19 protein-coding genes and 1 riboswitch are annotated in these 25,652 nt (G+C 35.0%); of the genes, 13 read left to right on the top strand and 6 right to left on the bottom strand.

Going from position 1 to position 25,652, the window contains the following annotated elements:
• Positions 1–16 precede the first annotated feature (16 nt).
• Positions 17–2,041 (bottom strand): Na+/H+ antiporter, encoded by a 2,025-nt coding sequence (locus Q8X41_RS10620; protein WP_397536327.1) that lies wholly within the window; start codon positions 2,039–2,041, stop codon positions 17–19.
• Positions 2,042–2,308: 267 nt separating this feature from the next.
• Between Q8X41_RS10620 and Q8X41_RS10615 the strand changes: the two genes are divergently transcribed.
• From Q8X41_RS10615 to metH, 4 genes are all read left to right on the top strand, one after another.
• Positions 2,309–3,694: a protoporphyrinogen oxidase gene (locus tag Q8X41_RS10615; RefSeq protein WP_397536326.1), complete on the top strand. Its 1,386-nt coding sequence runs from the start codon at positions 2,309–2,311 to the stop codon at positions 3,692–3,694.
• A 682-nt stretch (positions 3,695–4,376) separates the two neighbouring features.
• On the top strand, positions 4,377–5,039 hold the full coding sequence (locus tag Q8X41_RS10610) for a class A sortase (RefSeq protein ID WP_397536325.1): 663 nt from the start codon (positions 4,377–4,379) through the stop codon (positions 5,037–5,039).
• Between the two features lie 238 nt (positions 5,040–5,277).
• Positions 5,278–5,376: riboswitch (SAM riboswitch) on the top strand.
• Positions 5,377–5,548: 172 nt separating this feature from the next.
• A complete protein-coding gene (locus Q8X41_RS10605) occupies positions 5,549–7,408 on the top strand; it encodes a bifunctional homocysteine S-methyltransferase/methylenetetrahydrofolate reductase (RefSeq protein ID WP_397536324.1) in 1,860 nt (619 codons plus the stop codon).
• Positions 7,389–10,823 (top strand): methionine synthase, encoded by a 3,435-nt coding sequence (metH, locus tag Q8X41_RS10600; protein WP_397536323.1) that lies wholly within the window; start codon positions 7,389–7,391, stop codon positions 10,821–10,823. The genes Q8X41_RS10605 and metH overlap by 20 nt, the downstream gene beginning before the upstream one ends.
• 69 nt (positions 10,824–10,892) lie before the next feature.
• On the opposite strand, the gene rpoN is transcribed toward metH, so the two are convergent.
• Complete coding sequence (rpoN, locus tag Q8X41_RS10595) at positions 10,893–12,188, bottom strand: RNA polymerase factor sigma-54 (RefSeq protein WP_397536322.1); 1,296 nt, start codon at positions 12,186–12,188, stop codon at positions 10,893–10,895.
• Between the two features lie 450 nt (positions 12,189–12,638).
• On the opposite strand from rpoN, the gene Q8X41_RS10590 reads away from it, so the two are divergent.
• From Q8X41_RS10590 to Q8X41_RS10570, 5 genes are all read left to right on the top strand, one after another.
• Positions 12,639–13,721, top strand: a complete 1,083-nt coding sequence (locus tag Q8X41_RS10590; RefSeq protein ID WP_397536321.1) for a fatty acid desaturase — start codon at positions 12,639–12,641, stop codon at positions 13,719–13,721.
• A gap of 273 nt (positions 13,722–13,994) precedes the next feature.
• Positions 13,995–14,537 carry a biotin transporter BioY gene (locus Q8X41_RS10585; RefSeq protein WP_397536320.1) on the top strand — a complete coding sequence of 181 codons (543 nt, stop codon included), beginning with the start codon at positions 13,995–13,997 and terminating at the stop codon, positions 14,535–14,537.
• A gap of 354 nt (positions 14,538–14,891) precedes the next feature.
• Entirely contained in the window at positions 14,892–15,605 is a 714-nt protein-coding gene (bioD, locus tag Q8X41_RS10580) for a dethiobiotin synthase (RefSeq protein WP_397540165.1), read from the top strand.
• The gene (gene bioA / locus Q8X41_RS10575) at positions 15,592–16,953 is read left to right on the top strand and encodes an adenosylmethionine--8-amino-7-oxononanoate transaminase (protein WP_397540164.1); all 1,362 of its coding nucleotides are present in this window, start codon (positions 15,592–15,594) and stop codon (positions 16,951–16,953) included. Before bioD ends, bioA begins: the two co-directional genes overlap by 14 nt.
• Positions 16,954–17,391: 438 nt before the next feature.
• Complete coding sequence (locus Q8X41_RS10570; protein ID WP_397540163.1) at positions 17,392–17,997, top strand: response regulator; 606 nt, start codon at positions 17,392–17,394, stop codon at positions 17,995–17,997.
• A 67-nt stretch (positions 17,998–18,064) separates the two neighbouring features.
• Here Q8X41_RS10570 and Q8X41_RS10565 read toward each other — a convergent pair whose 3' ends face one another.
• The 4 genes from Q8X41_RS10565 to Q8X41_RS10550 form a co-directional block, all read right to left on the bottom strand.
• Positions 18,065–19,036, bottom strand: coding sequence for a proline dehydrogenase family protein (locus tag Q8X41_RS10565; RefSeq protein ID WP_397540162.1), 972 nt, complete (start codon positions 19,034–19,036; stop codon positions 18,065–18,067).
• A gap of 368 nt (positions 19,037–19,404) precedes the next feature.
• A complete protein-coding gene (locus Q8X41_RS10560) occupies positions 19,405–20,160 on the bottom strand; it encodes an ABC transporter permease (RefSeq protein ID WP_397540161.1) in 756 nt (251 codons plus the stop codon).
• The gene (locus Q8X41_RS10555; protein WP_397540160.1) at positions 20,157–20,888 is read right to left on the bottom strand and encodes an ATP-binding cassette domain-containing protein; all 732 of its coding nucleotides are present in this window, start codon (positions 20,886–20,888) and stop codon (positions 20,157–20,159) included. Before Q8X41_RS10555 ends, Q8X41_RS10560 begins: the two co-directional genes overlap by 4 nt.
• 76 nt (positions 20,889–20,964) lie before the next feature.
• A complete protein-coding gene (locus Q8X41_RS10550) occupies positions 20,965–21,861 on the bottom strand; it encodes a DNA-3-methyladenine glycosylase family protein (protein WP_397540159.1) in 897 nt (298 codons plus the stop codon).
• A gap of 133 nt (positions 21,862–21,994) precedes the next feature.
• Between Q8X41_RS10550 and Q8X41_RS10545 the strand changes: the two genes are divergently transcribed.
• The 4 genes from Q8X41_RS10545 (at position 21,995) to nadE (ending at position 25,524) form a co-directional block, all read left to right on the top strand.
• Entirely contained in the window at positions 21,995–22,570 is a 576-nt protein-coding gene (locus Q8X41_RS10545) for a bifunctional transcriptional activator/DNA repair enzyme AdaA (RefSeq protein ID WP_397540158.1), read from the top strand.
• Complete coding sequence (locus Q8X41_RS10540) at positions 22,567–23,070, top strand: methylated-DNA--[protein]-cysteine S-methyltransferase (RefSeq protein ID WP_397540157.1); 504 nt, start codon at positions 22,567–22,569, stop codon at positions 23,068–23,070. The genes Q8X41_RS10545 and Q8X41_RS10540 overlap by 4 nt, the downstream gene beginning before the upstream one ends.
• Before the next feature lie 145 nt (positions 23,071–23,215).
• Positions 23,216–24,700 (top strand): nicotinate phosphoribosyltransferase, encoded by a 1,485-nt coding sequence (locus Q8X41_RS10535; RefSeq protein WP_397540156.1) that lies wholly within the window; start codon positions 23,216–23,218, stop codon positions 24,698–24,700.
• The gene (gene nadE, locus Q8X41_RS10530; RefSeq protein WP_397540155.1) at positions 24,700–25,524 is read left to right on the top strand and encodes an ammonia-dependent NAD(+) synthetase; all 825 of its coding nucleotides are present in this window, start codon (positions 24,700–24,702) and stop codon (positions 25,522–25,524) included. The genes Q8X41_RS10535 and nadE overlap by 1 nt, the downstream gene beginning before the upstream one ends.
• The last annotated feature ends 128 nt before the right edge of the window (positions 25,525–25,652 follow it).

The raw sequence follows: 25,652 nt of genomic DNA, 5'->3' as shown, positions 1-25,652 counted from the left end.
TCCTGCATGCTTTTTGTTATTCTACGTGTTCGTATAAGTTTACACTTTCGATATAGTTGACAAATCTTCGCAAATCTCTTTCTTGTTCCCGATTAATCTCACCAGCTTCGTACATCTTATGAATTTCTGCCCGTTCTGTTTCTGTGATGACTGCACGTAATTCATCTTTTAATTCTTCTTGTCTACTAGAATCGGTTGTAACGGGCTTTCTTATTTGATCAAGTGCTCTTTCATATTCAAAGGAAATCATATAATAAATGTCAGGATTTTGAGCAATCTGCGCTTGCTCTTTTAAAAATGTTAGAGCCTGCTTGAATGCATTTTTTCGTACCTCTTGTTTCATCCGAACATAAGAGACAAATTGTTCTTTATCGAGTCGATATTTTTTTCGAGCAATTCGCCATTCACGTAGAAATCTATAGAATATATACGTAAATCCTTTTTGCATATTGTGCTGAATGACGCGTTTTCTTTCTGAGAAGGTACTTTGAAAGGCAACATACATATCTGGATCTAAATGATGGCCATCATATAATTCCTTTATATATTGTTCTTCAATTTCGAGTGCTTTTAAACGTACATTTGTAATCTCATTCTGATGTTCTGGTTCTCCAGCTTTTGCGGCATTTCCATCCAACTGAATTTGACGGAACATCTGCTGATATTCACCAATTAACTGATAAGCGACATTTCGATTATCATCATTCATTTCACGGTGAATTTGTTTAATAGAAGCAAGTAAAATTTGCTTTTTCGCTTCGTTGAAATTTAACTGTTCGTCGCTTTCTTCTCTTAATTCGTCTGAATCGATTAGTAAAGGAAGGAAAATGGTTGCAACAATTAATGTGAATAAGATCACAGCTGAAGCTAAAAATAGTATCAGTGAACGTTCTGGGAATACATCCCCGCTATCTGTAATAAGTGGTAATGACAATACACCGGCCATTGTTACGGCACCACGTACCCCTGTTAAACTGCTCAGTAAACTCGTCTTCAATGTAGGTTTTTCATCTCGGTTATTTTTAAATTCATACATAGCAGTAAGGTGTGACCAAACAAACCGTATGCCCAAAATGACAAAACCAATTGCAATAGCATACCCCATTAACTTCCAATTATTAATACTTGTGTTTTCAATCGATTCTTTCATTGTTGATGGAATATTCAAACCAAGTAATAAGAACACAACCCCGTTTAGGATAAATAAAACAATTGACCATGTATTTTCAGTAAGTAATTGCTCTTCCGCTAAAACAGTCTCTGTTTTGTCTTTTACTAATGCTTGTGCAATACCGGCAACCACGACAGCTATAACACCTGAAGCATGGAAAATATCTTCTGCTACTAAATAGACGATAAAAGGTGTTAATAATTGTAAAAGCGTATGGAACACAACATCACGAATTCCAGTTCTTCTTAAAGAAAAACGAATTTGAGTTAAAATCGTACCAACAACTAAACCTAAAATAGCACCAACAATAAAAGTATATGAGAAGTTTAATAATGCCTCTTTAATAGAGAAATATCCAGTGACTACAGTAGCAACTGCATATTTGAATGCAACAAGACCAGATGCATCATTGATTAGCGATTCCCCACGAACAACATTTAAAATTTTCTCAGGGATTTGAATACGTTTTGCTATTCCATTTACTGCTACAGGGTCAGTTGGAGAAAGAATGGCAGCTAGTGCAAATGCAGCAGCTAAGGGTATAGAAGGAATTAACCAATGGATAAAATAGCCACCAGCTAATGTGGTAATAAGTACTAAAACAATGGCGTTTCCTAAAATAGGCATTCGCATATTCCATAACTCATCGCGTGGGAAATTTCGCCCATCGTTATATAAGAGAGGTGCTACAAATAATAATAGGAACCATTCTGTTTCAAGTTCTAAAGAAACATCACTAAACACAAGTGCAATAATAATTCCTAAGGCAATTTGAATCAGAGCTGTCGGAATCGAAGGTATGTAGTGACTTATAATATTCGAAAAAAGTAAACAACCTATTAACAATAAAACAATCATCAATAAATCCATAACATCATCCTCACCATCAATTAGAGTAAAATAGAATGTTTTACCTTTATATAAGAAAAATAATAAGATATCAAAATAATTTCTACAAATAATAGCTCCTTTTTAAGGGGAATACAGTAAATTTGACGAAGTTGTTACTATATTAAATAAATTGCGTGGATTCTAATAACAGATGTGACCAAAATCATGACATCCATTTCTTTGAAAGTTTATACTAGAACATGACAAAAACCTATATAGTTCGTAATAAAGAAGGAGATGAGCAACTTGAAAACAGTTGTTGTGATTGGTGGAGGCATTACAGGTCTTTGCACCATGCACTATTTACAAAAACAAAAAAATGAAAAAAATTTAGATATACAACTTGTACTAGTTGAAAAAAATGAATTTCTCGGTGGTAAAATCCACTCAGCATACGATAGCGGATTTACTCTGGAAACAGGTGCTGATTCGATTGTGGCACGACATAAAAGTGTTATGCCACTCGTTCAAGAATTAGGCCTAGAAGATGACCTAGTTTACAATGGAACAGGTATTTCTTATATATATACAAATAATACGTTGCATGCGATTCCAGTAGATAGCGTATTTGGTATTCCAACAAGTATAGAATCACTAAATAGCAGTACACTTGTATCATCGCAAGGAAAACAAGAAGCATTAAAAGATTTAGACTTACCAAATGACCACTTTACTAAAGAAAGTTCGATAGGTGATTTTCTTGAATATTTCTTAGGCAAAGAGTTAGTTGAAAAACAAATTGCTCCTGTACTATCAGGTGTTTATTCAGGTGATCTATACAAATTAACGATGGCGTCTACATTACCATATTTACTTGATTATAAAGAACAATATGGCAGTATTATTAAAGGTTTCGGAGCCAATCGAAAGCAATTCCAAAAGTCAGCAGATAAAAAATTCATTTCTTTTAGAAATGGCTTATCACAACTAATTGACCGTTTAGAAGAAACATTGACAGATGTAGAGATTATTAAAGGTGTAGCAACAACAAATGTAGCAAAGCAAGGCGATCATTTCATTTGTTCATTTGATAACCATGAAGATATTACAGCTGATTTTGTTGTGCTATCAACTCCTCATGCTGTGACGAGTAACATTTTAGAAGACGAAGCAGTCGAAAAAGAACTAAATACAATTCATAACGCATCTATTATTACCATCTATGTAGGATTTAATATACCTGATGATAACTTACCAGCAGATGGCACTGGCTATATTGTTTCTGAAAATAGTGATGTGATATGTAATGCTTGCACATGGACCAGTCGGAAATGGAAACATACATCTAAATCGGGCAACTTACTGGTGCGCATGTTCTATAAGAATACAAATCCATTGTTTAATAAGTTACAGAAACTAAGCGAAGAAGAGTTAACAGCAATCGCATTAGATGATATAAAAAAATCATTGAATGTGGAAGGGGAACCAGCTACTGTTAATATAACCAAATGGAATGACTTGATGCCGGTCTATGGCATGGGACATGCTGATATAGTAAAATCTCTAAATCAACAACTAGAGGAAAAGTATCCAAATCTTATTTTAGCAGGTTGCTCATACTATGGCGTTGGTATTGGTAACTGTATTCAAAATGGTCAAGATACAGCAGAGAAAATTATAAAGCAATTATAATAGTGTTGAATTATTAATACTTGATCAATCTGAATCAATTCCATAATGCAGAATTCATATGATTTATCCAAACATCTAATGATAACCAATTTTGCTTATTGTGGAGCGAAAGACGGCGAGTCCTCGAAAATGCATTCGCATTTCCTTCGTGCGAGGGTAATTCAGTGAAGTGCATTCAGAGTCCTACGGGAAAAGCTTGAGCTGAAAGCCCCGCAGGAACGATTTTAATGAACAAAGCCTAGGAACGCCACGTCCTGTGGCAACGGCTTCGTGACCAACATCGTGTTGGCCCGAGGAGATTGCAGCCAAGCCCGTGGAAAGCGCCGTCTGTAGCGGAACAGGAAAATCTGAATTTGGAAAAGTAAATATGTTGAAATGTTCGTATTTAAAAGCAGGATATGGATTTATGAGATTGATTCATCTAAGCAATTTTTAGCAGATGTTCTTGAAGAGAAAAAAATAGAAATGGTTTTGTATTTGATATAAAGCGAATGACAGATAAAGCCTATAATATCAGTTTAATTCGCCTATTTGAAGAAATCTATGAAAGTAATACATTAAATAGTAATGAAAAATCTAAATAACCAAGAGGGGGAATCGGCTTCTCTTGGTTTTAAATTTGTCAAAACAGTTGTAGCTATGTAAGATGAGAAGACAAGAGAATATGAAAGAGGTTAATAAGATGATGAGAAAATTAAGTCTAGTACTAGGTATCTTATTTCTATTTACTGGACTCGTATTAATTTTTCAGAAACCGATAATGGGCTATCTTGTTGCCAATATGTCTGAGGAAACCATTCAAAAGCCTAATATTGAAAAAGCCAAAGCAGCCACTGATACAACTTTCGATTTTAAAGAAGTGAAGAATATTAGTTTACAAGATGTGATCAATGCACAAACCAAAAAGAAAGATGTCCATGCAATTGGTGCAATAAGTGTACCAGATGTTACTATGCAACTTCCGATTGTCTATGGTATTTCAAATGTAAACTTAACAATCGGTGCAGGAACGATGAAAGCAGACCAAACGATGGGGCAGGGTAACTACGCTTTAGCAGGACATAATATGAACAACGATAAAACATTGTTTAGCCCATTAACAAGAGCAAAAAAAGGTATGAAAATATATATAACGGATTTCAAAAATATATATGAATATAAAATTTTAGACATGTTTATCGTTAAGCCAACACAAGTTGAAGTAATTCAAGACCAAGCAGATGAAAAGCTAATCACACTTGTAACTTGCAACTATAATGGTGAGAAACGCATGATTGTTCGTGGGAAGTTCGTTAAAAAACTCGCCTATTCAGACAACAAAAACTATTTTAAGATAAGTAAATAATTTTAGGACTTATTTTAACAATAGCCTATGTTAAGTTAAATTACACTGTTGATAAACGTGAAAGTGGCCTCGCTTTCCGCAAGCGCCTAACAATAAAAAAACGAAATTCATATGAATTTCGTTTTTTTTATTATAAGAGTTTATTGAAAAAGTTTTCAAACTATTTTTTAAAATTGCCTTGACGCAAACTCCGTAAAGGAGTATGATTCTTTTAATTATTCTAACAATTTAATAGTGATTCTTATCAAGAGAAGTCGAGGGACTGGCCCGATGACGCTTCAGCAACCAGCCAAATGGTCAGGTGCTAATTCCAGAGGAGTAATCCTGTAGATAAGAAGGAGCATATATCATGAACCGAAAACCTTCTTATTTTTTTGTAAGAAGGTTTTTTTATTTGGCTATGTTATAGGCTATTTTTATTTTTTTAATGCATCTTACATGAACGAAAGGCGGCGATTCCAGCGGGAAAGCGTCCGCTGTGCTACTTAGAAACAGAAAGGATGGACTGTATGGGATTTTTAGAGAAACTTAAATCACAAGTGTTAACAGCTGATGGTGCAATGGGGACATTATTATATTCGTATGGGATTGATTATTGCTATGAGGAGTTAAATGTCAAAAAGCCTGAAGTTATCGAAAATATACATCAACAATACATTGATGCTGGGGCAGATATTATTCAAACAAATACTTATACGGCGAATGCCATCAAGCTTGAACGATATGGTTTAGAAAATTCGGTAAAGGTATTAAACGAAAGTGCCATTCAAATTGCTAAAAAAGTTGCTTCAAAAGAGGGACAGTTTGTACTAGGAACTATTGGAGGCATTCGCGGTGTACGTAAAAGTGATGCGACATTAGAAGAAATCATTCAGTCATTGGATCAGCAGGCAGGATATTTGCTAGCTGGTAATCCAGACGGTCTGCTTCTAGAGACCTATTATGACTTTGAAGAATTAACTGCAGCTGTGAAGCATTTACGTAAAATAACGGATATACCGATTATTTCTCAAGTATCAATGCATGAACCGGGTATTTTACAAAATGGCTTGCTATTAAATGATGCCCTTCATCAATTAGAAACGATTGGTGCAGATATCGTTGGTGTCAATTGCCGGCTAGGTCCTCACCACACAATCCAAGCTTTTGAAGATGTTGAACTCCCAACAAAGGCATTCCTTTCTGCATACCCAAACGCTAGTTTACTAGATGTTGAGGATGGAAAAATTTTTTATGAATCAGAAGCAGACTACTTTGGCCGTTCAGCTGTCCTATTGCGAGATCAAGGAGTTCGATTAATCGGTGGTTGTTGTGGCACGACACCAAAGCACATCGAAGCTGTGAAAAAACGCTTAGCGGATTTACCACCAATTCAGCATAAAGTGGTCAAACATAAAGAAGTTATCAAGATTAAAGAGGCAGCAAAGGACAGCTATGAACCCCTTCATGAAAAGGCAAAAAAAGAGCGCTCTATTATTGTAGAGCTAGATACTCCAAGACATCTAGAAATTGAGAAATTTATAGAAGGCTCAAAAGTTCTATATGAAGCCGGCGCTGATGCAGTTACAATGGCGGATAACTCACTTGCTTCACCGCGTATAAGTAATATGGCGATGGGATCCATTTTAAAGTTAGATCATCATGTTCGAACACTTGCTCACATTACTTGCCGTGATCGGAATTTAATTGGTTTACAATCGCATTTGATGGGCTTAAGCGCGCTGGGTATCCACGATATTTTAGCTGTCACGGGTGATCCAACAAAAGTAGGGGATTTTCCAGGTGCAACAAGTGTCTATGATGTTTCAAGCCTTGAACTTCTACAACTAATAAAAAAATTAAACGAAGGTATATCTTTCTCAGGAAAGCACCTACGAAAAAAGGCTAACTTCTCCGTAGCAGCCGCATTCAATCCGAATGTACGAGTAGTAGAACGTGCTGTAGGTCGTTTAGAGAAAAAAATAGAAGCTGGAGCAGACTACTTTATCACACAGCCAGTTTATAGTAAGGAAAAAATTATCGAAGTTTATGAAGCAACGAAACATTTAGAAACACCTATTTTCATCGGCATTATGCCACTAACTAGCTTGCGTAATTCTGAATTTTTGCATCATGAAGTACCGGGTATCAAGCTTTCAGAAGATGTATTAGAACGTATGCGAGCGACAGGCGAAGATAAAGAGTCCGCAAAAGCAGAAGGGCTAACTATTGCGAAAGAGTTAATCGCTACAGCTGCTGAATTGTTCAATGGTATTTACTTAATCACGCCATTTATGCGTTATGATATGTCGATTGAATTGATCGAGTATATTCGTGAATTAGACCACAAGAGAGAGGAAGAAACCAACTATGCCAAAGCATCTCATTGAAGAACGACTTGAAAATCATATATTAGTGCTAGATGGTGCCATGGGGACAATGTTACAAAATGCAAATTTGACTGCAGATGATTTTGGTGGAGAAGAGTATGAGGGATGTAATGAGTATTTGAATGTTACACGTCCGGATGTTGTTGAAGCTATTCACCGTGCGTACCTCGAAGCAGGTTCAGATGTCATTAGTACGAATTCATTTGGCGGTACACCTATTGTTTTAAATGAATATAATCTTGGGAGTAGCGCAGAGGAAATAAATAAAAAAGCTGTTGAAATTGCAAAAAAAGTTGCAAGTGAATATTCTACACCTGAGTGGCCGCGTTTTGTTGCAGGAGCAATCGGACCAACTACAAAAACTTTATCTGTTACTGGTGGAATTACCTTTGATGAATTAAAACGTGATTTCTACGTACAGGCGAAAGGATTAATTGAAGGCGGCGCGGATGTTTTATTACTGGAAACGAGCCAAGATATGTTAAATGTCAAAGCAGGCACGCTCGGTATTAAACAAGCTTTCGATGAGTTGCATAAAACAATACCAGTCATGATTTCTGGAACAATTGAACCGATGGGAACAACACTTGCTGGTCAAGGTATTGAAGCTTTCTATATTTCCATTGAGCATATTAAACCTCTATCGGTAGGTTTGAACTGTGCAACAGGTCCTGAATTTATGACAGACCACTTACGTTCATTATCAGAAATTGCTACAAGTTATATTAGTTGTTATCCAAATGCAGGATTACCGGATGAAGAAGGGCATTATCACGAATCACCCGAATCATTATCTAAAAAGCTTGCCGGTTTTGCGGATAAAGGATGGCTAAACTTTGTAGGAGGATGTTGTGGCACAACTCCTGATCATATTCGAGCAATACGTGAAGTGGTGAAGGATTGTAAACCACGTCAAAAGCCAGATCACGAGCATGGTCATGTGGTTTCTGGTATTGACCCATTAGTTTATGATGATTCCATGCGACCACTATTTGTCGGAGAACGGACGAATGTTATTGGTTCACGCAAATTTAAACGTCTAATAGTTGAAGGGAAATATGAAGAAGCTTCAGAAATAGCACGTGCACAAGTAAAGAATGGCGCGCATGTTATTGATATTTGTCTAGCCAACCCAGATCGTAATGAGTTAGAAGATATGAGAAACTTCATGCAAGAAGTAGTGAAGAAAGTAAAAGTTCCTCTTGTCATTGACTCAACAGATGAAAAAGTTATTGAAGAAGCGTTGAAATATTCACAAGGTAAAGCCATTATCAACTCGATTAACCTTGAAGATGGCGAAGAACGTTTTGAAGCTGTTCTACCAATCGTAAAGAAATACGGAGCATCTATTGTTGTTGGTACTATTGATGAAAAAGGGATGGCAGTAGATCGAAAACGAAAATTAGAAATTGCAGAGCGCTCTTATGATTTACTTGTTCATAAATGGGGGATTGCACCAGAAGATATCATATTCGATCCACTTGTATTCCCAGTAGGAACAGGTGACGAACAATATATTGGTTCAGCTGTAGAAACCATTGAAGGAATCCGCTTAATTAAAGAAAAATTGCCCAGATCTTTAACGATTCTTGGTGTAAGCAATGTTTCTTTTGGTTTACCACCAGTAGGACGTGAAGTATTAAATGCTGTCTATCTTTATAACTGTACTCTAGCAGGACTTGATTATGCGATTGTAAATACAGAAAAGATTGAAAGATATGCTTCTATTCCAGAAAATGAGATTAAACAAGCAAATGATCTATTGTTTAATACAACAGATCAGACATTAGCTGATTTTACAGATTTCTACCGTGATAAAAAGAAAGAAAAGACAGAAGCTGATATTCCAAAAACTGTCCCCGAACGATTGGCCTATTATGTTGTGGAAGGTACAAAAGAGGGACTAATTCCAGACTTACAAGTAGCATTAGAGCAGTACGATATACCACTAGATATTATTAATGGGCCTTTAATGGAAGGCATGGCTACGGTCGGTAAGCTTTTCAATGATAACCAACTAATAGTTGCGGAAGTTCTACAATCTGCAGGTGTGATGAAGGCCGCAGTGTCATTCCTTGAAGACTTTATGGAGAAAAATGAAGATGATACAGGGAAAGGTAAGGTGTTGCTAGCTACTGTAAAAGGTGATGTACATGATATTGGGAAAAACCTTGTTGATATTATTTTAAGTAATAATGGCTATAAAGTAATCGACTTAGGAATTAAAGTATCACCACAAGACCTTATTGATGCTATTCGTACTGAAAAGCCAGATATCATAGGTTTATCCGGTTTACTTGTAAAATCAGCACAACAAATGTTGATTACAGCACAAGATTTTAAAGAAGCACAGATTGATACACCAATATTAGTAGGGGGTGCAGCATTATCTCGCAAATTTACCGACACGAAAATTGCAGTAGAATATAATGGGCCAGTACTTTATGCAAAAGATGCAATGCAAGGCCTTGAACTGGCTAACCGATTACAAAGTGATGAAAAAGAAATTTTAATACATGAATTGCAAGCATCTCAAGAAAAACGTTTAGCTCAAGAAGCAAAACGCGCTGGAAGAACGGCGGTTGCGGTTGTACCAAAGCCAGTGAAAACTGTACGAGCAGATTTCCCTGTATTTGTTCCACAAGACTTAATAAGACATGTAATCAAAGACTATTCAGTTGCTCATTTACAACCTTATGTAAATATGCGAACGCTAATTGGACATCATCTAGGTCTAAAAGGTTATAATGAAGCAATGCTTGAAAAAGGTGATGAACGCGCTGTTCATTTATACGAATTAGTAACAGAATTTTTGCAATCAGACATATTGAGCCCTTCTGGAATGTATCAATTCTTCCCAGCACAATCAAATGGAGATGATGTCATTATATATGATCCTCGTGACGCAAAAACGGAGATTGAACGATTCACATTCCCTCGTCAAAGTAAGGAGCCGTTTTTATGCTTAGCAGATTTCTTAAAATCAGTGGATAGTGGAGAAATGGATTATGTGGGCTTCATGCAGGTGACTGCAGGACATGGTGTTCGTGAAGCAGCGACTCGTTTGAAAGAACAAGGGAAATTCTTAGAAAGCCACGCACTTCAAGCAACCGCATTAGAGCTTGCTGAAGGCTTTGCAGAACGTATACATCAAGAAATGCGTGATCATTGGGGTTTCCCCGACGCAACCGATTTCACAATGCGTGATCGATTCGCAGCAAAATATCAGGGCCAACGTTTTTCATTTGGCTACCCAGCTTGTCCAAACTTGGAAGATCAAGAGAAATTATTCAAGCTTATTAAGCCGGAAGATATTGGGGTACAACTGACAGATGGTTATATGATGTCTCCAGAAGCATCTGTTTCAGCTATCGTCTTTGCGCACCCAGATGCAAGATACTTTAATGTTGAATAAACATTCCTAAAGAGCGTATCCAAATTTCATTGGATACGCTCTTTTTCTATTATTGAATTGGTATCGCTTTCATTTCCACTTTTTACGCATGCTTGCCGAAGGAATATTAAGTTCATCTCGATATTTACTAATAGTTCTTCTAGCGATTTGAATCGCGTGTTCTGTATTAAAATACTCAGCAATTTTCTGATCTGAAAAAGGTTTAAGTTTATCTTCTTTTTGGATAAATTGCTTTAATAGTGTTTTTACTTTTTCTTGAGAAATATTGCCACCATCATTTGTTGCAACTTTAGAAGTGAATAATGATTTTAACTCAAACGTACCAATAGGTGTTTGAATAAATTTATTTGAGGTTGCTCGACTCACAGTAGATTCGTGCATTTCGATTTCATCTGCCACTTCTTTTAAAGTTAAGGGAATTAATTCAGATAGTCCTTTACTAAAGAAAGGTAATTGTCTTTTCATTAAAACATGCATTATTTTAATAATTGTATTACGGCGTTGTTCAATACTGTTCATAAGCCACTGGTAGTTTTTGTAGTGCGTATGAATATATTGTTGATCGTCGCGATTTGTTTTGGGAACCGTTAAATAATACTCATTCAATTTAATGCTTGGTAGATAGTAATCATTTAAATAGAAAATTAGTTCATTTTGATGTTCTTCCACAATAATATCAGGTCGTAAATATTCTGTACTTCCGATTTGCATAAGGGAGCATGGTCTTGGATTGAGCGTTAGGATGAGCTCACTTAGCTGTCCAACTTGTGAAACGGAACATTTTAGATTTTTAGCAATGAGCGACCATTTTTTTTCAGCAAGCAAAGGCAAATAATGTTGAATTATTTCTTCTAGCATTGGGTATTCAGGATAGCGATATTGACTTTGTAATAAAAGGCATTCTTCAAGATTTCTTGCTCCAATTCCGATAGGTCCTATTTGTTGAAGAAGTTCTATACCTTCCGTAATATATTCTGTTGAATAGTTTGAACCTGTTCCTTCTATTTCTAAATATCCATTGTCATTTAAATTGTGAATCATATATGTTAGTAATTTCTTTGTAGAGTCATCTTTGAAATTTAATTTGACCATTTGCATCAATTGATCTCTAAAATTTTCTTCAATAGGTTTTGATATATCTGTTGGTTGCAGAGCTGTACGTTTTAATTTCTTAAAAGACGGAAGCCTTTCAACTTGTGTTGTAATTGAAGAGTCTTGAAGTTCAATTAATGGATTTTCTAACTCTTGTTGCCGGATAAATTGTTCTAAATCATCAGTTGAATATTGGAGTAATTCAATGGACTGCCGAAGTTGAGCTGTCATTAAAAGTTTTAATTCTTGACGTTGTTGCATCATAAGTTCCATAACAAAATCCTCCTAACCAATCTCTTATCCTTAAAACATGATTATTAGTCTAAAATGTTAAAAAAATCTGGTATATGTATAAAATATTATACTTTAAGTATTCGTTTATTCAAATAGTAATTGTCATTTGATTCATTTAAAGTAGATTGAAAAGGTAGTTTTTTATACTGATATTCACTAATCACGTTAAAGAATTAAATGAAAAAACCAGTTCGGTGCTAAAAGCTTCCCACTGAAGTGTGGTATTTAACTATAGTAATTCTATGGGTATTAGTATTATAGATTATTTAAAATGAGGGATATATAGGATATGATTGATAATTTTGCAACCTATTATTAGTACCAGGTATATGATAGATGTCATATTATCATTGTGACATCTATGTCTATGGCAAATGCAAATAGAGACGTATGATGAACTCAGCAGTACAAAGGCTGGAGGGGATTTTTTTGACAGATCGTGAAAAGACAAAACAGCTAAAAAAAGCTGTTATACCGTATTCAACATCTGATACGAAAAAGAGTGTAATGCAAATAATGAATACTATTCCACCAATGATTGCATTGTGGATAGCTGCATATATGATTTTACCTTACACTGTATGGGGAGCTGTTGGACTAAGTGTGATTGCGGCAGGTTTTGTTGTTCGTACATTTATAATTTTCCATGACTGCACACATGGCTCTTTCTTTAAAAACAAAAAAGCCAATGATATCGTTGGTTTAATAACAGGGGTTCTTACATTATTTTCATATGAAAAATGGAAAAAGGAGCATATGATTCACCATGCTTCAAGTTCCAATTTAGATAAACGCGGTGTCGGCGACATTTGGGTCATGACAGTTGATGAATATGTAAAGGCATCAAAATGGCAACGATTTTGCTACAGAGCTTATCGAAATCCACTTGTAATGTTTGGTTTAGGGCCTTTATATTTGGTACTGGTTTCTAGTAGATTTAATCACAAAGATGCAAGAAAAAAAGAACGTTTCAATACGTATTTATCCAATGCGATCATTGTTGCTCTTTTCGCAGGTGTCATCTTATTGACAAGCGTACAATCAGTTTTAATTGTACAAGGGACAACAATGTTTGTTGCAGGGGCACTAGGCATTTGGTTATTTTTCATTCAGCATACATTTGAAGATTCTTACTTTGAGAATGAATCTGAATGGGATTATGTAAAAGCTGCTGTAGAGGGTAGTTCTTATTATAAATTACCGCTTATTTTACAATGGGTAACAGGGAACATTGGCTTCCATCATGTGCATCATTTAGCACCACGAGTACCTAATTATAAATTAGAAGAAGCACATAAAATGACACCACCATTGCAACAAGCAACAACCATTACACTTAAAACTAGCTTTGAATCATTACGTTATAAATTATATGATACTCCAAATAAAACATTCGTTACATTTAAGGATGTTAAAAGTCTTGTGGTAACACATGACGGTAAAATAAAACAATCTATAGAAACAATCAAAAAGACAGTCAATCAGCCTAAGTCTAGTAAAAATGTTATATAACAAATAATTTACCTTGGGAAAATACTATGTTAGATTGTGTCATAACTTATTGATAATGTTATATAAAATATAGAAAAACGTACATTACTAAGAAATTAGTGATGTGCGTTTTTTTGTTATATGAACGGATACTTCTCTTTTCAAGACAATCAATCATTATTACTCTTTTTTTATATAACATAAAATGCGTTAACCTATTTTTATTTTAGGTTGACATATAATTCGAAATGATACACAATAATCACAATTAAAAAAATGAAGAGAGGTGATATTTTGAAAAGTAAAACAATCGCCTTTGCTGCGCTTTTTGCTGCTTTGACATCAGTAGGTGCATTTATTAAAATTCCAATTCCTTATATTCCTTTTACACTACAAATTCTATTTGTCTACTTAGCTGGTGCACTATTAGGACCAAAAATTGGATTCATTAGTCAATTAAGCTATGTATTAATTGGATTATTGGGAGTGCCAGTTTTTACTGAAGGAGGCGGTCCTAGTTATATTTTTAAACCAACATTTGGTTATCTAATTGGTTTTGTATTAGGTGCATTTGCAAATGGGTGGCTTATTCAAAAGTTTAACCTGAATAAAATTTATTCTATTTTCTGCGCGAATTTAGTTACGCTACTTATTGTGTACTTTTTTGGGTGTATTTGGCTTTACGGAGCAATGAAGTGGGTTGTTGAAAAACCATTGTCTATTCATCAAACATTATTATTTGGTTTTTATTTACCCGTTCCTGGGGATATTATTTTAGCTGCTATAAGTGCCGTCATAATACATAAAGTTCGTCCAAGAATAAAAAAATTCATTTAAATGAATCAATTTCATAATGCAAAACTTATATGAAATATACGAAGATTTAGTGATACCCAATTTTGTTCATTGTGGAGCGAAAGACGGCGACTCCTACGGAATAAGCTTGAGCTGAAAGCCCCGCAGGAACGTTTTTAAGGAACAAAGCCTAAGAGCGCCACGTCCTGTGGCAACAGCTTCGTGACCAACATCGTGTTGGCACGAGGAGATTGAAGCCAAGCCCGTGGAAAGCACCGTCTGTAGCGGAACATTTAAATCAGAATATTGAAAAGTTAATGTGTTGAAATGTTCGTATTTATAAATTGAAAATGGATTTATGAAATGGATTCAAATGAAAAGAAGGAGCTGTATAGGATGGGAAAATCACTTTTTATCACTGGAACTGGAACAGATATAGGAAAAACTATTGCTACTGGTTTTTTATATTTCACATTAAATAAGCTAGGAATTAAAACGACAGTATTTAAACCTTTTCAAACTGGACTGATTGAGCAAACACAAACTTATCCTGATTTAGGGTGGTATGAATCGGTACTTGGTGTAAAAAATACTGGATGTTTTGTTTTCGAACCAGAGACTTCACCACATTTAGCCATTAAGATGCAACCAAAAGAAGTGAAAATTGAAGCTGCTCTACAAAGAAAGATGGAATTAGAACAAACAAATGATCTTGTTTTAATAGAGGGAGCTGGAGGGTTAGCTGTACCTTTAATAGAGCAAGAGGATAACTTTTATATGACAAAGGATTTTATTAAAGAACTGAATATACCTGCTATTCTGGTTAGTTTAAGCGGACTTGGTTCAATACACAATGTTATTACAACAAATTTATACGCTCAAACATATGAAATCCCTATCCATTCAGTGATTTTCAACAAGTTTGAGAAAGATAATGTAATTCAACAAGATAATATTCATACTATTGAAAAAATGCTAAAACTACCTACTTTTACTATTCCGGATTTCAAAAATGTAAAAGAAGAATTAGAAAAATACTCAGAAGAATGTATCCAATCAGAACAATTCGAAGAAAAAATGAAGGAGGTTTTTCTTTATGAAACAATATAAAAATCAAGACCTAGAAAATTGGGACAAAGAACATGTATGGCATCCTTTTACTCAGATGAAGCAATACCAGAAATCGAAACCACTTATTATTGAAAAAGGGGAAGGAAGCTATTTATATGATATTGAAGGAAAAAAATATTTAGATGGTTATGCCTCTCTTTGGGTTAACGTTCATGGGCATAATATCCCTGAGCTAAATGAAGCACTGACAAATCAAGTACATAAAGTTGCACATTCTACTTTATTGGGTTCTGCTAATGTTCCTTCAATCTTATTGGCTAAAAAGTTAGCAGAAATTACACCAGGAGACTTATGTAAAGTATTCTATTCAGATACAGGCTCTGCTTCTGTAGAAATTGCACTGAAAATGGCGTATCAATATTGGCAAAATATCGATTCAGAGAAATATAAAAGAAAAAGTACATTTATCTCATTAGATGATGCTTATCATGGTGATACAATTGGGTCTGTTAGTGTAGGTGGCATGGATTTATATCACCGGATTTTTAAACCATTACTATTTAAGCGTATTTCTTTACCATCACCTCATACGTATCGAATGTCGGAAGATGGAGACGAAGAAGCTGTAAAAAATTTCTGCCTACAGAAATTAGAAAGTTTACTTCAAGAAAAAGCTGATGAAGTAGCTGGCTTAATCATGGAACCTTTAGTGCAAGGAGCAGCAGGAATTATCACCCATCCTGAAGGCTTCTTAAAAGGGGTAGAAAAACTTTGCAGAAAATATAACATTCTTCTTATTTGTGATGAGGTGGCAGTTGGCTTTGGTAGAACAGGAACCATGTTTGCTTGCGAGCAAGAAGGGGTTGTCCCTGATATTATTTGTGTAGGAAAAGGGATTACAGGTGGCTACATGCCTCTAGCAGCAACTGTTACAAATCAAAAGGTTTTTGATGCTTTTTTAGGGGAAAAAGAAGAGCATAAAACGTTTTACCATGGTCACACATATACGGGTAACCAATTAAGTTGTGCTGTAGCATTAAGGAATATTCAATTGATGGAGGAAACTGCATTAATCGAAAAAGTTCAAGCAAATGCTTTAATTGTAAAGGAAAAGTTAGAAGAATTACATAATCTAGATATTGTCGGAGATATTCGTCAACGGGGATTAATGATTGGAATTGAGATCGTTAAAGACAAAGTGTCAAAAGGTATTTTCGAAGCACAAGAAAACAAACTTGATAGCATTGTCTTGACTGCACGCGAAAAAGGGCTCATCATCCGCCAGTTAGATCAAGTATTAACATTCATGCCTGTACTAGCGATGAGTCAGAGCGAACTAGAAGAAGCAATTAAAATAATATATCAATCTATTTCAGAAAATATTTGATTTTCTTGTTAATTGTGAAGCGAAAGACGGCGAGTCCTCGAAAATGCATTCGCATTTCCTTCGAGCGAGGCTAATTCAGTGAGGTTCATTCAAAGTCCTACGGGAAAAGCTTGAGCTGAAAGCCCCGCGGGAAGCGAAGCTAATTCCACATCATTTAGCAAGCAGATTAATACTATTAGTATTTGTATTTAACCACTTTTTCAGTTCCCTCAAAGTAGTGAGGAAAAGAAAATGTGTTGAAATGTTTATATTTATAATCCGAAAATGAATTTATGAAATTGATTCAATTAGGTATAGAATTTCTAAAAGTTATAACCCCTGTAAAGTAATAATTGCAGGGGTTAAATGTTTTTTGCAATAGTTGAACTGCCACTTCTTTCCTTCTTATTTGTTATAATAGTAGTTAAATGAGTGGATAGTCAAAGGAAGTGAAACAAGATGATTAAAATAGTTATTGCCGAAGACCAAGGAATGCTTCTCGGGGCTTTGAAATCATTGATTAATATGGAAGATGATATGGAAGTTGTAGGGGTAGGGCACAATGGCGTAGAAGCATTAAAGCTTGTTGATCAATATCAACCGGATATCGCCATTATGGATATTGAAATGCCTGAAAAAACAGGTTTAGACGCTGCAGAAGAGCTAAAGGAAAAAGGCTGTAAGGTGATTATTTTAACAACCTTTGCAAGACCGGGTTATTTTGAGAGAGCTAGAAAAGCAGGTGTCAGAGGATATTTGTTAAAAGATAGTCCTATTGAGGAATTAGTTAATGCCATTCGAATCATCATAGATGGTCGCAGAATTTATGCACCTGAGCTTATTGATATTGTTTATGAAGAAGAGAGTGAAAATCCTTTAACAGATCGAGAGAGTGAAGTATTGGATCTTGTGGCAAAAGGAAGAACGACGAAAGAAATCGCAAATGAATTGTTTTTGTCTCCTGGAACTGTTCGTAACTATATCTCTACTATTTTTGATAAATTAGGTGTAAGTAATCGTATTGAAGCGATAGCGAGATTTAAGGAAAAAGGTTGGAATAAATAATATAAAAAATCCGGATTAGCTTTCTGAAGTGGCTGATCCGGATTTTTTTTGCTGAAGCTGGATAAATTTATTTACGTTTCGTTAAGCGGCCAATTGCAAAACCTGCAGCTGCTACCCCGATGATTGTATTTGTTCTCTTATTGAATACTTGTTTTACGACAAGTTCTATATTTTGTGGACGTTCTGCTAAACGGCGCATAAAGTAACCATACCAATCTTGCCCAAATGGTACATATGTGCAGAAGTTATATCCTTCTTTGGCTAGTTCAAGCTGCATATCGCGACGGAAGCCGTAAAGCATTTGGAATTCGTATTTTTCTTTGGGAATATCATGAACTGCGATAAACTGCTTCATATGATTAATAATATTGTGATCATGTGTTGCAATTGAAGTAAATTTACCATTTAGTAAGTGATACTCTAATAATTCTATGTAATTACGATCGATATCTTCTTTTGTTTGGTAAGCAACTTCGCCAGGTTCTTTATAAGCACCTTTAACAATACGCAAACGGTAATTTTTGAATTTTTCGATGTCTTCTTTTGCACGGAAGAAGTATGCTTGAATAACTGTGCCGATATTATCATGATCTACAGATAATTCTTCAAGCAAATCAAATGATGGTTGTAAACGATCATAATTTTCCATATCAAAATTAACAAAAATATCATAGTCGTCTGCTAAAGCTACTATTTCTTTTAAATTTTCATAGCAAAAATCATAGTTAATATCTAAACCTAATTGAGAAGGTTTTAAAGAAATATGAGCGTCAACACCATTTTGATGGATTGCTTCTATGACTGCTAAAATTTGTTCCTTTGCAGCGGTTGCTTCTGATCTTTCATGAACAAATTCCCCTAAATTGTCCACTGTACATGAGATTCCATGTGAGTTTAGTTCTTTAATGCTTTTGATTACTTCCTCGATGTTTGTACCAGCTACTACGCTCGCAGCACCCATCTTTAACCCATACTTTTTAGCATTGTTATTTAAAAATTGGTTTTCTGATAATGCGATAAAGAAATCTTTAAGTGACATATGCCATTTCCCCTTGTTGTGAAGTTGTATTTTCTCGATTATATCATAGTTAAGGGAAAAGTCATTCTATTCATATATTTCTTAATAGATAAATATAAATGCTCTATTAAGAATTTTTTTTGTGAAAAAGCAAAAACATTGAATGTCCTAAGATTAGGGTATATGCTATTTATTGTTCAAACACAATTGAACTATAAAGGTAACATGCGTTTAAAGGCTCTTTTTTGTCGATTTTTGTTGCTTTTTATGAAAAACAAGTTGCATTAACTAAATAATATCTGTAATTTAGTAATGAGGTACAAAATTAATATTATGACGCAAAAAACGTTTTCCCTACATGGAATGGGGAAGACGTTTTTTTGCGTTTTCTAAAATTTATCTTTCAACATTTGCATGCGATTATTGAAAAGAGAAGGGTAAGATAAAAATCCTAATAAAATACTAGAGATAGCTGCTGTTGTTAACAATACAAATAATATTAAAAGTTGAAATTGAACTGCCTGTACGGGATCAGCACCTGCAATGATTTGGCCACTCATCATACCAGGCAATTGAACAAGACCAATCGTTTTTTGACTTTCGATTGTTGGAATCATACTTGCTTTTATCGCATTAATTAGTTGTCTGTGGATTGCTTGTTTTGGGGTACCACCAAGCGACAAAATCAGTTCTGTCTCATCTCTGTAAGCCTCTAACTCTGCTTGGAATCGATTTAAAAAGAGAATAGAGAGTACCATAGAGTTCCCGATTGCCATTCCGCTAATAGGAATAATATATTGTGCTGTAGCGGGAACAATATGAAATCCTAGCAAAATCGATTGAACGATGATTTCGACTGTAATCATTGTGATAGCAACTTTCCATGTGATTCCACTAATTTTTTTTCCTTTTTTTCGAGCGTTAGCTGTAGCCGCCACAATCATTAATGTAATCATCGTGAATATGTAAAGAATGTTATCCGATTCAAAAACAAATTTTAAAATATATCCAACCGTTAGTAATTGAATAATAGAACGAATCGTAGCAATTAGCGTATCTTTTTCTAAACCAAGATGTAAAGTTTTGGACAGTATTAGTGGTATTAAGACAAATAATAATGTTAAAGAAAGAGTGGCGTAACTCATTCCATTACCCCCTCTACAAAACGTTTCACAATTTCTTTTGTTGGATTAGTTAAAAGAGTACTTTCACCGGTTTCAATCACTTGACCGTTTATCATAACCCAGGTGTAGTGACCAATTTTAATTGCTTGCTCTAAATTATGGGTAATCCAAATAATTGTGACATTGTATTTCTGATTGATTTTAATAATCAGTTCTTCCACTTCTTTAATGGACGTTCGATCTAAAGCAGAAGTAATTTCATCTAACAATAGAATATCTGATTTATTGACCAGCGTTCTTGCAATGGAAACACGTTGGCGTTGGCCACCTGATAAGTCTGAAGCATCCTTATTAAGAAATGATGCATCTAATCCAACATCCTCTAAGAATGAAATGGCTTCCGAACAAGATAATGACAAGCCTTGTAATGTTTTAGGTAAAGATAAATTGGTATAAACGGTACCTTTAATCATTGGTGCAGATTGTAATGCCATTCCAACATGGCGACGTAATGAAACTGGGTTTAAAGAGGTAATGGGTTCATTATCAATATAAATTTCACCCGTAGTAGGAGAGATTAAACCGTTACATAGTTTAAGTAAAGTTGTTTTACCAGCTCCAGATGGACCTACAAGTGTTGTGATTTCCCCTGTAGGGAAAGAACCTGTAACTTGTTGCAAAATTTTCTGTCCATTCACTTCAAAATCGACGTTATGAAAGTGAATAGCAGGTTGATAAATTGTATTCATACATAACACTCCTGCGAACAATTTTCTTAATCTTAATGTAACATAATCTGAGGATTTTCTAGAAAAGGTGAATATATTAGTATAAGTAACGCCATAAATAGAACGTTGCATATGATTCAAATCCACGCCAGTCTTTTGCATAAACAAGTATTTCTTCTTTTGTGGGTTTGCGATCAGCTTTTGTTATATATTTAATAGCATTATGTAAGCCAACATCTGCTATTGGAAAAGCATCAGGGTATCGTAAACAGCGCATTAATACATAATTTGCAGTCCAGGGACCAATTCCTCGGATAGATGTTAACTGCTGTTCAGCTTTTTTTAAAGAAACCATTTGTTTTAAGGTGTTTTTTGACAATTTCCCCGTAGCAATAAGTTGTGCAGCTAGTAAGAGATATTCACATTTTTTAGTTGTTAATTTTAACGGCATTAAATCTTCTATAGATAGGTTGGCAATTGTTGAAGCGTCGGGAAATAGCCAATAATGTCGATTGTTCCACGTGACACAATTCCCATATTTTTCGACAAGATTCTTCTTTAAAGTATAGGCAAAAGACAAATTAATTTGTTGACCTAAAATTCCCCAACTAATCGCCTCGAACAAATCTGGAATACCAATAGTACGTAAGCCATAATAATCTTGAACTGCTGAACATAGTAAGCTATCTTTTTTAGCCATTTTATAAAACGGTAGAAGATCTGTATCAAGATCAAACCACTCACGAATATAGTGTATGATGGCTTCATAATCTTTTGAACTACAGGGAACTGTAGAATAGAGTATTTGAACAGAGAGCAGCTGTTCTTGACAGCTAATTTCTACAAGTGGAAAACTAGGTGGAATTGGAATAACTTTACGTACTACTTCTCCATAGACTTCAAACATGCATTCTTTATCATTTCTTTGTAAATATCTTAGATTTTCTTGAAAACTAAATTCTATTGGTAATGTAATTTTCAGTGGATTATACATAATCTCACTCCTTTCAATGTTGATTGTATAAGAGAAAAATTACGATATGTTGCGATTACATCAAAAAAGTATTATCAAGTAATTTGAGACAGGTATACTACAACTATACAGAATCAATTAAGGGGTGTGTAAAATGAAACGGCAATTTGGCAAAACACCAACTCAGGAGGAGTGGACAGCATTAACGACAAATAATAAAAGCTATGATGGGGAGTTTATTTATGCAGTCACTTCTACAGGCATTTGCTGTAGACCATCTTGTCAATCACGTAACCCCAAATTTGAAAACATACGTATTTTTCAAAATATAGAGGCAGCAATTCAAGCTGGATTCCGGCCTTGTAAACGATGTAAACCAAGTAGTTTACGGATACCTGCTGAAGAATGGGTATTGCAAATAAATTATTATATCGAACATCATTTTCACGAACATTTAACATTAGATATATTGGCAGATGCATGTCATGGAAGCCCTTATCATTTGCAAAAAATTTATAAAAAGGTAACAGGTTATGCCCCAATTGATTATATTCAACATATTAGAGTGGAAGAAGCAAAGGTGTTACTTAAAACAACTCAACAAAAAATAGAACAAATTGGACAGGCTGTAGGATTTTCAAATACACCGTACTTTATTACATTATTTAAAAAGATAACCGGTTTAACGCCAAGAAAATATCGGTTTATAAATGGAGGTATAGAAAAATGAAAAATATATATTGGACCTCATTCAATGAAAAAGAATGGGCAATAATCATCGCAGCTTCTGATGAAGGATTAAGCTATGTTGGTACTTCTATGAATGAGTTAGAAAGCTGGTACCAGAAGCATTATAAGGATGCGCTACTAGTAGAAAACCATTTGAAAATGGTAGAATACAAAAAACAATTTCAGGAATACTTTGCAGGGGAAAGATCGACCTTTGACGTACCTTTAGATTTACAAGGAACTGCATTTCAACAACAAGTATGGCAAGCATTATTACAAATTCCATACGGTGTGACAACTAGTTATTCAGAAATTGCGAATATGATCCATAATCCAAAGGCTGTAAGAGCAGTTGGAGGAGCGATTGGTGCAAATCCAATCTTGATTGTCGTCCCATGTCATCGTATTATAGGCAAAAATGGAAAGTTAACAGGATTCAGAAGTGGTATTCCTTTAAAAAAAGTGCTGTTGGGATTAGAAAATGTATCTTATAAAGATTAATTTATAAATCTACTTATTGTGAAATTATGTAGAGAGGATTCGGTGATTATACAGTTGTCATGACAACAATATTGTTATCAAGACATATTTAAAGTTAAATAGTGTATACTATGTGTTATTAATATTGTGGAAAAGGGGACTAAGTATGAAATCAAAATATCCAGACGATAGCCTAGCGCTACATACAGATTTATATCAAATAAATATGGCGGAAACTTATTGGGCAGATGGAATACATAATCGAAAAGCAGTATTTGAATTATATTTCCGAAGATTACCATTCGGTAACGGTTATGCTGTATTCGCTGGCTTAGAAAGAATGCTGGAATATTTACGTGATTTTCACTTCAGTGAATCTGACTTAGAATACCTCCAAGAGGAAGTAGGATACGACAAGGATTTTATTGAATACTTAAGAGAACTACGTTTTACTGGGAATGTCTACTCAATGACAGAGGGAGAGCTTGTTTTTGGCAATGAACCAATTGTGCGTATTGAGGCACCTTTAGTAGAAGCTCAACTAATCGAAACAGCGTTGCTTAATATTGTGAACTACCAAACTTTAATCGCAACAAAAGCGAGTCGAATTAAACAAATCGTAAAAGATGATGTGGTGATGGAGTTTGGTACACGTCGAGCACAAGAGATGGATGCAGCTATTTGGGGAACGAGAGCAGCAATTATTGGTGGCTTTGATTCAACTAGTAATGTTAGAGCTGGGAAACTATTCGATATTCCTGTTGCTGGTACACATGCTCATTCATTAGTACAAGCATACAAAAGTGATTACGAAGCTTTTCATGCCTATGCACGCCGTCACAAAGACTGTGTTTTCCTAGTTGATACCTACGATACTTTAAAGTCCGGTGTACCAACTGCGATTAAAGTAGCAAAAGAATTAGGGGATAAGATTAACTTCCTAGGTATTCGCTTAGATAGTGGAGACATTTCCTTTTTATCAAAAGCTGCTCGTAAAATGTTAGATGAAGCAGGTTTCACGGATGTGAAAATTGTTGCATCCAATGATTTAGATGAATATACAATTTTAAACTTACTTGCGCAAGGTGCAAAGGTTGATCAGTGGGGAATTGGTACAAAATTAATTACAGCATATGATCAACCAGCACTAGGAGCGGTATACAAGCTTGTATCACTTGAAAACGCCAATGGTAAAATGCAAGATCGTATTAAAATTTCTGCAAATGCTGAAAAGGTAACAACACCAGGATTAAAAAAATTGTATCGCATAATCGATCTTGAAAACGGTAAAGCAGAAGGTGATTATATTACAATGCATGATGAAGATCCTGAATCACAAGAACGTATTAAAATGTTCCATCCTGTCCATACATTTATTTCAAAATTCGTAACCAACTTTGCTGCGAAAAATCTTCACACAAAAGTCATTGAAGATGGCATTATAATTTATAAAAGTCCATCGGTACAAGAAATGAAAGGATACGCAAAAGACAATCTAAACTTACTATGGGATGAGTATAAACGTTCATTGAACCCAGAAGCCTATCCAGTTGACCTTAGCCAAAAATGTTGGGACAACAAAATGCGAAATATCGAAGATGTAAAGGATATGGTTCGCGACATTGTTGCTGGATCAGGGGGGGATTTTTAATGACTTTACAACAACGAATTATTGAAGAATTACATGTACTTCCACAAATTAATGCGAAAGAAGAAATTCGCAAATCAATTAACTTTTTAAAAGCCTATGCTAAAAAGAACACTTTCTTAAAGGGATTTGTACTTGGTTTATCAGGTGGTCAAGACTCTACTTTAACAGGCAAACTAACACAGCTTGCAGTAGATGAGTTAAATGAAGAAGCTGGAGAAGATAAATATTCCTATTGGGCAGTTCGTCTACCTTATGGTATACAAGCTGATGAACAAGATTGCCAAGATGCTATTGAATTTATCAAACCTACATTAGTATATACGGTAAATATAAAACCTGCTGTAGATGCAGGGGTTCAATCATTAAAAGAAGTAGGTGTAGAACTTTCTGATTTTCTAAAAGGAAACGAAAAAGCACGTGAACGTATGAAAGTTCAATTTGCGATTGCAGCTCACCACGGTGCCGTCGTACTTGGTACCGATCATGCGGCTGAAGCAATTACAGGTTTCTATACAAAATTTGGCGATGGTGCTGCAGACCTTACACCAATCTTCCGTTTAAACAAACGTCAAGGTAAGGCAATGCTTGATGAACTAAATTGTCCAAAGCATTTATATGAAAAAACTCCAACTGCAGACTTAGAAGAAGATCGTCCATCATTACCAGATGAAGTGGCACTTGGTGTTACGTATGACCAAATCGATGACTATTTAGAAGGCAAAGAAATTGAGGAAGAGGCTCGTAAAAAAATCGAAGGACATTATTTACGTTCTGAACATAAACGTCATCTACCAATTACAATTTTCGATGACTTTTGGAAATGAAATTTTTGAATAAAGAAATAAGTTTTTTCAAACCGGTGCTCAATTTAAGGCATCGGTTTTTCTTTTGTTTATTTAGTCGAAAATTAGTCACATAGATTTTCCACTTCTTTCACAATTACACGGTAAAG

It is taken from the genome of Rummeliibacillus pycnus, from assembly GCF_044359855.1.
Lineage (GTDB): Bacteria > Bacillota > Bacilli > Bacillales_A > Planococcaceae > Rummeliibacillus > Rummeliibacillus pycnus_A.
This window is presented reverse-complemented; position numbering and strand designations above follow the sequence as displayed.

Bases quoted from the DNA above. Each gene is read 5' to 3' on its own strand.
- Q8X41_RS10570 (WP_397540163.1), top strand. From the start codon at position 17,392: ATGATTAAAATAGTTATTGCCGAAGACCAAGGAATGCTTCTCGGGGCT.
- Q8X41_RS10555 (WP_397540160.1), bottom strand. From the start codon at position 20,888: ATGAATACAATTTATCAACCTGCTATTCACTTTCATAACGTCGATTTT.
- Q8X41_RS10550 (WP_397540159.1), bottom strand. From the start codon at position 21,861: ATGTATAATCCACTGAAAATTACATTACCAATAGAATTTAGTTTTCAA.
- bioD (WP_397540165.1), top strand. From the start codon at position 14,892: ATGGGAAAATCACTTTTTATCACTGGAACTGGAACAGATATAGGAAAA.
- rpoN (WP_397536322.1), bottom strand. From the start codon at position 12,188: ATGGAACTTATGATGCAACAACGTCAAGAATTAAAACTTTTAATGACA.
- nadE (WP_397540155.1), top strand. From the start codon at position 24,700: ATGACTTTACAACAACGAATTATTGAAGAATTACATGTACTTCCACAA.
- metH (WP_397536323.1), top strand. From the start codon at position 7,389: ATGCCAAAGCATCTCATTGAAGAACGACTTGAAAATCATATATTAGTG.
- Q8X41_RS10605 (WP_397536324.1), top strand. From the start codon at position 5,549: ATGGGATTTTTAGAGAAACTTAAATCACAAGTGTTAACAGCTGATGGT.
- Q8X41_RS10560 (WP_397540161.1), bottom strand. From the start codon at position 20,160: ATGAGTTACGCCACTCTTTCTTTAACATTATTATTTGTCTTAATACCA.
- Q8X41_RS10620 (WP_397536327.1), bottom strand. From the start codon at position 2,041: ATGGATTTATTGATGATTGTTTTATTGTTAATAGGTTGTTTACTTTTT.
- bioA (WP_397540164.1), top strand. From the start codon at position 15,592: ATGAAACAATATAAAAATCAAGACCTAGAAAATTGGGACAAAGAACAT.
- Q8X41_RS10545 (WP_397540158.1), top strand. From the start codon at position 21,995: ATGAAACGGCAATTTGGCAAAACACCAACTCAGGAGGAGTGGACAGCA.
- Q8X41_RS10565 (WP_397540162.1), bottom strand. From the start codon at position 19,036: ATGTCACTTAAAGATTTCTTTATCGCATTATCAGAAAACCAATTTTTA.
- Q8X41_RS10610 (WP_397536325.1), top strand. From the start codon at position 4,377: ATGATGAGAAAATTAAGTCTAGTACTAGGTATCTTATTTCTATTTACT.
- Q8X41_RS10540 (WP_397540157.1), top strand. From the start codon at position 22,567: ATGAAAAATATATATTGGACCTCATTCAATGAAAAAGAATGGGCAATA.
- Q8X41_RS10535 (WP_397540156.1), top strand. From the start codon at position 23,216: ATGAAATCAAAATATCCAGACGATAGCCTAGCGCTACATACAGATTTA.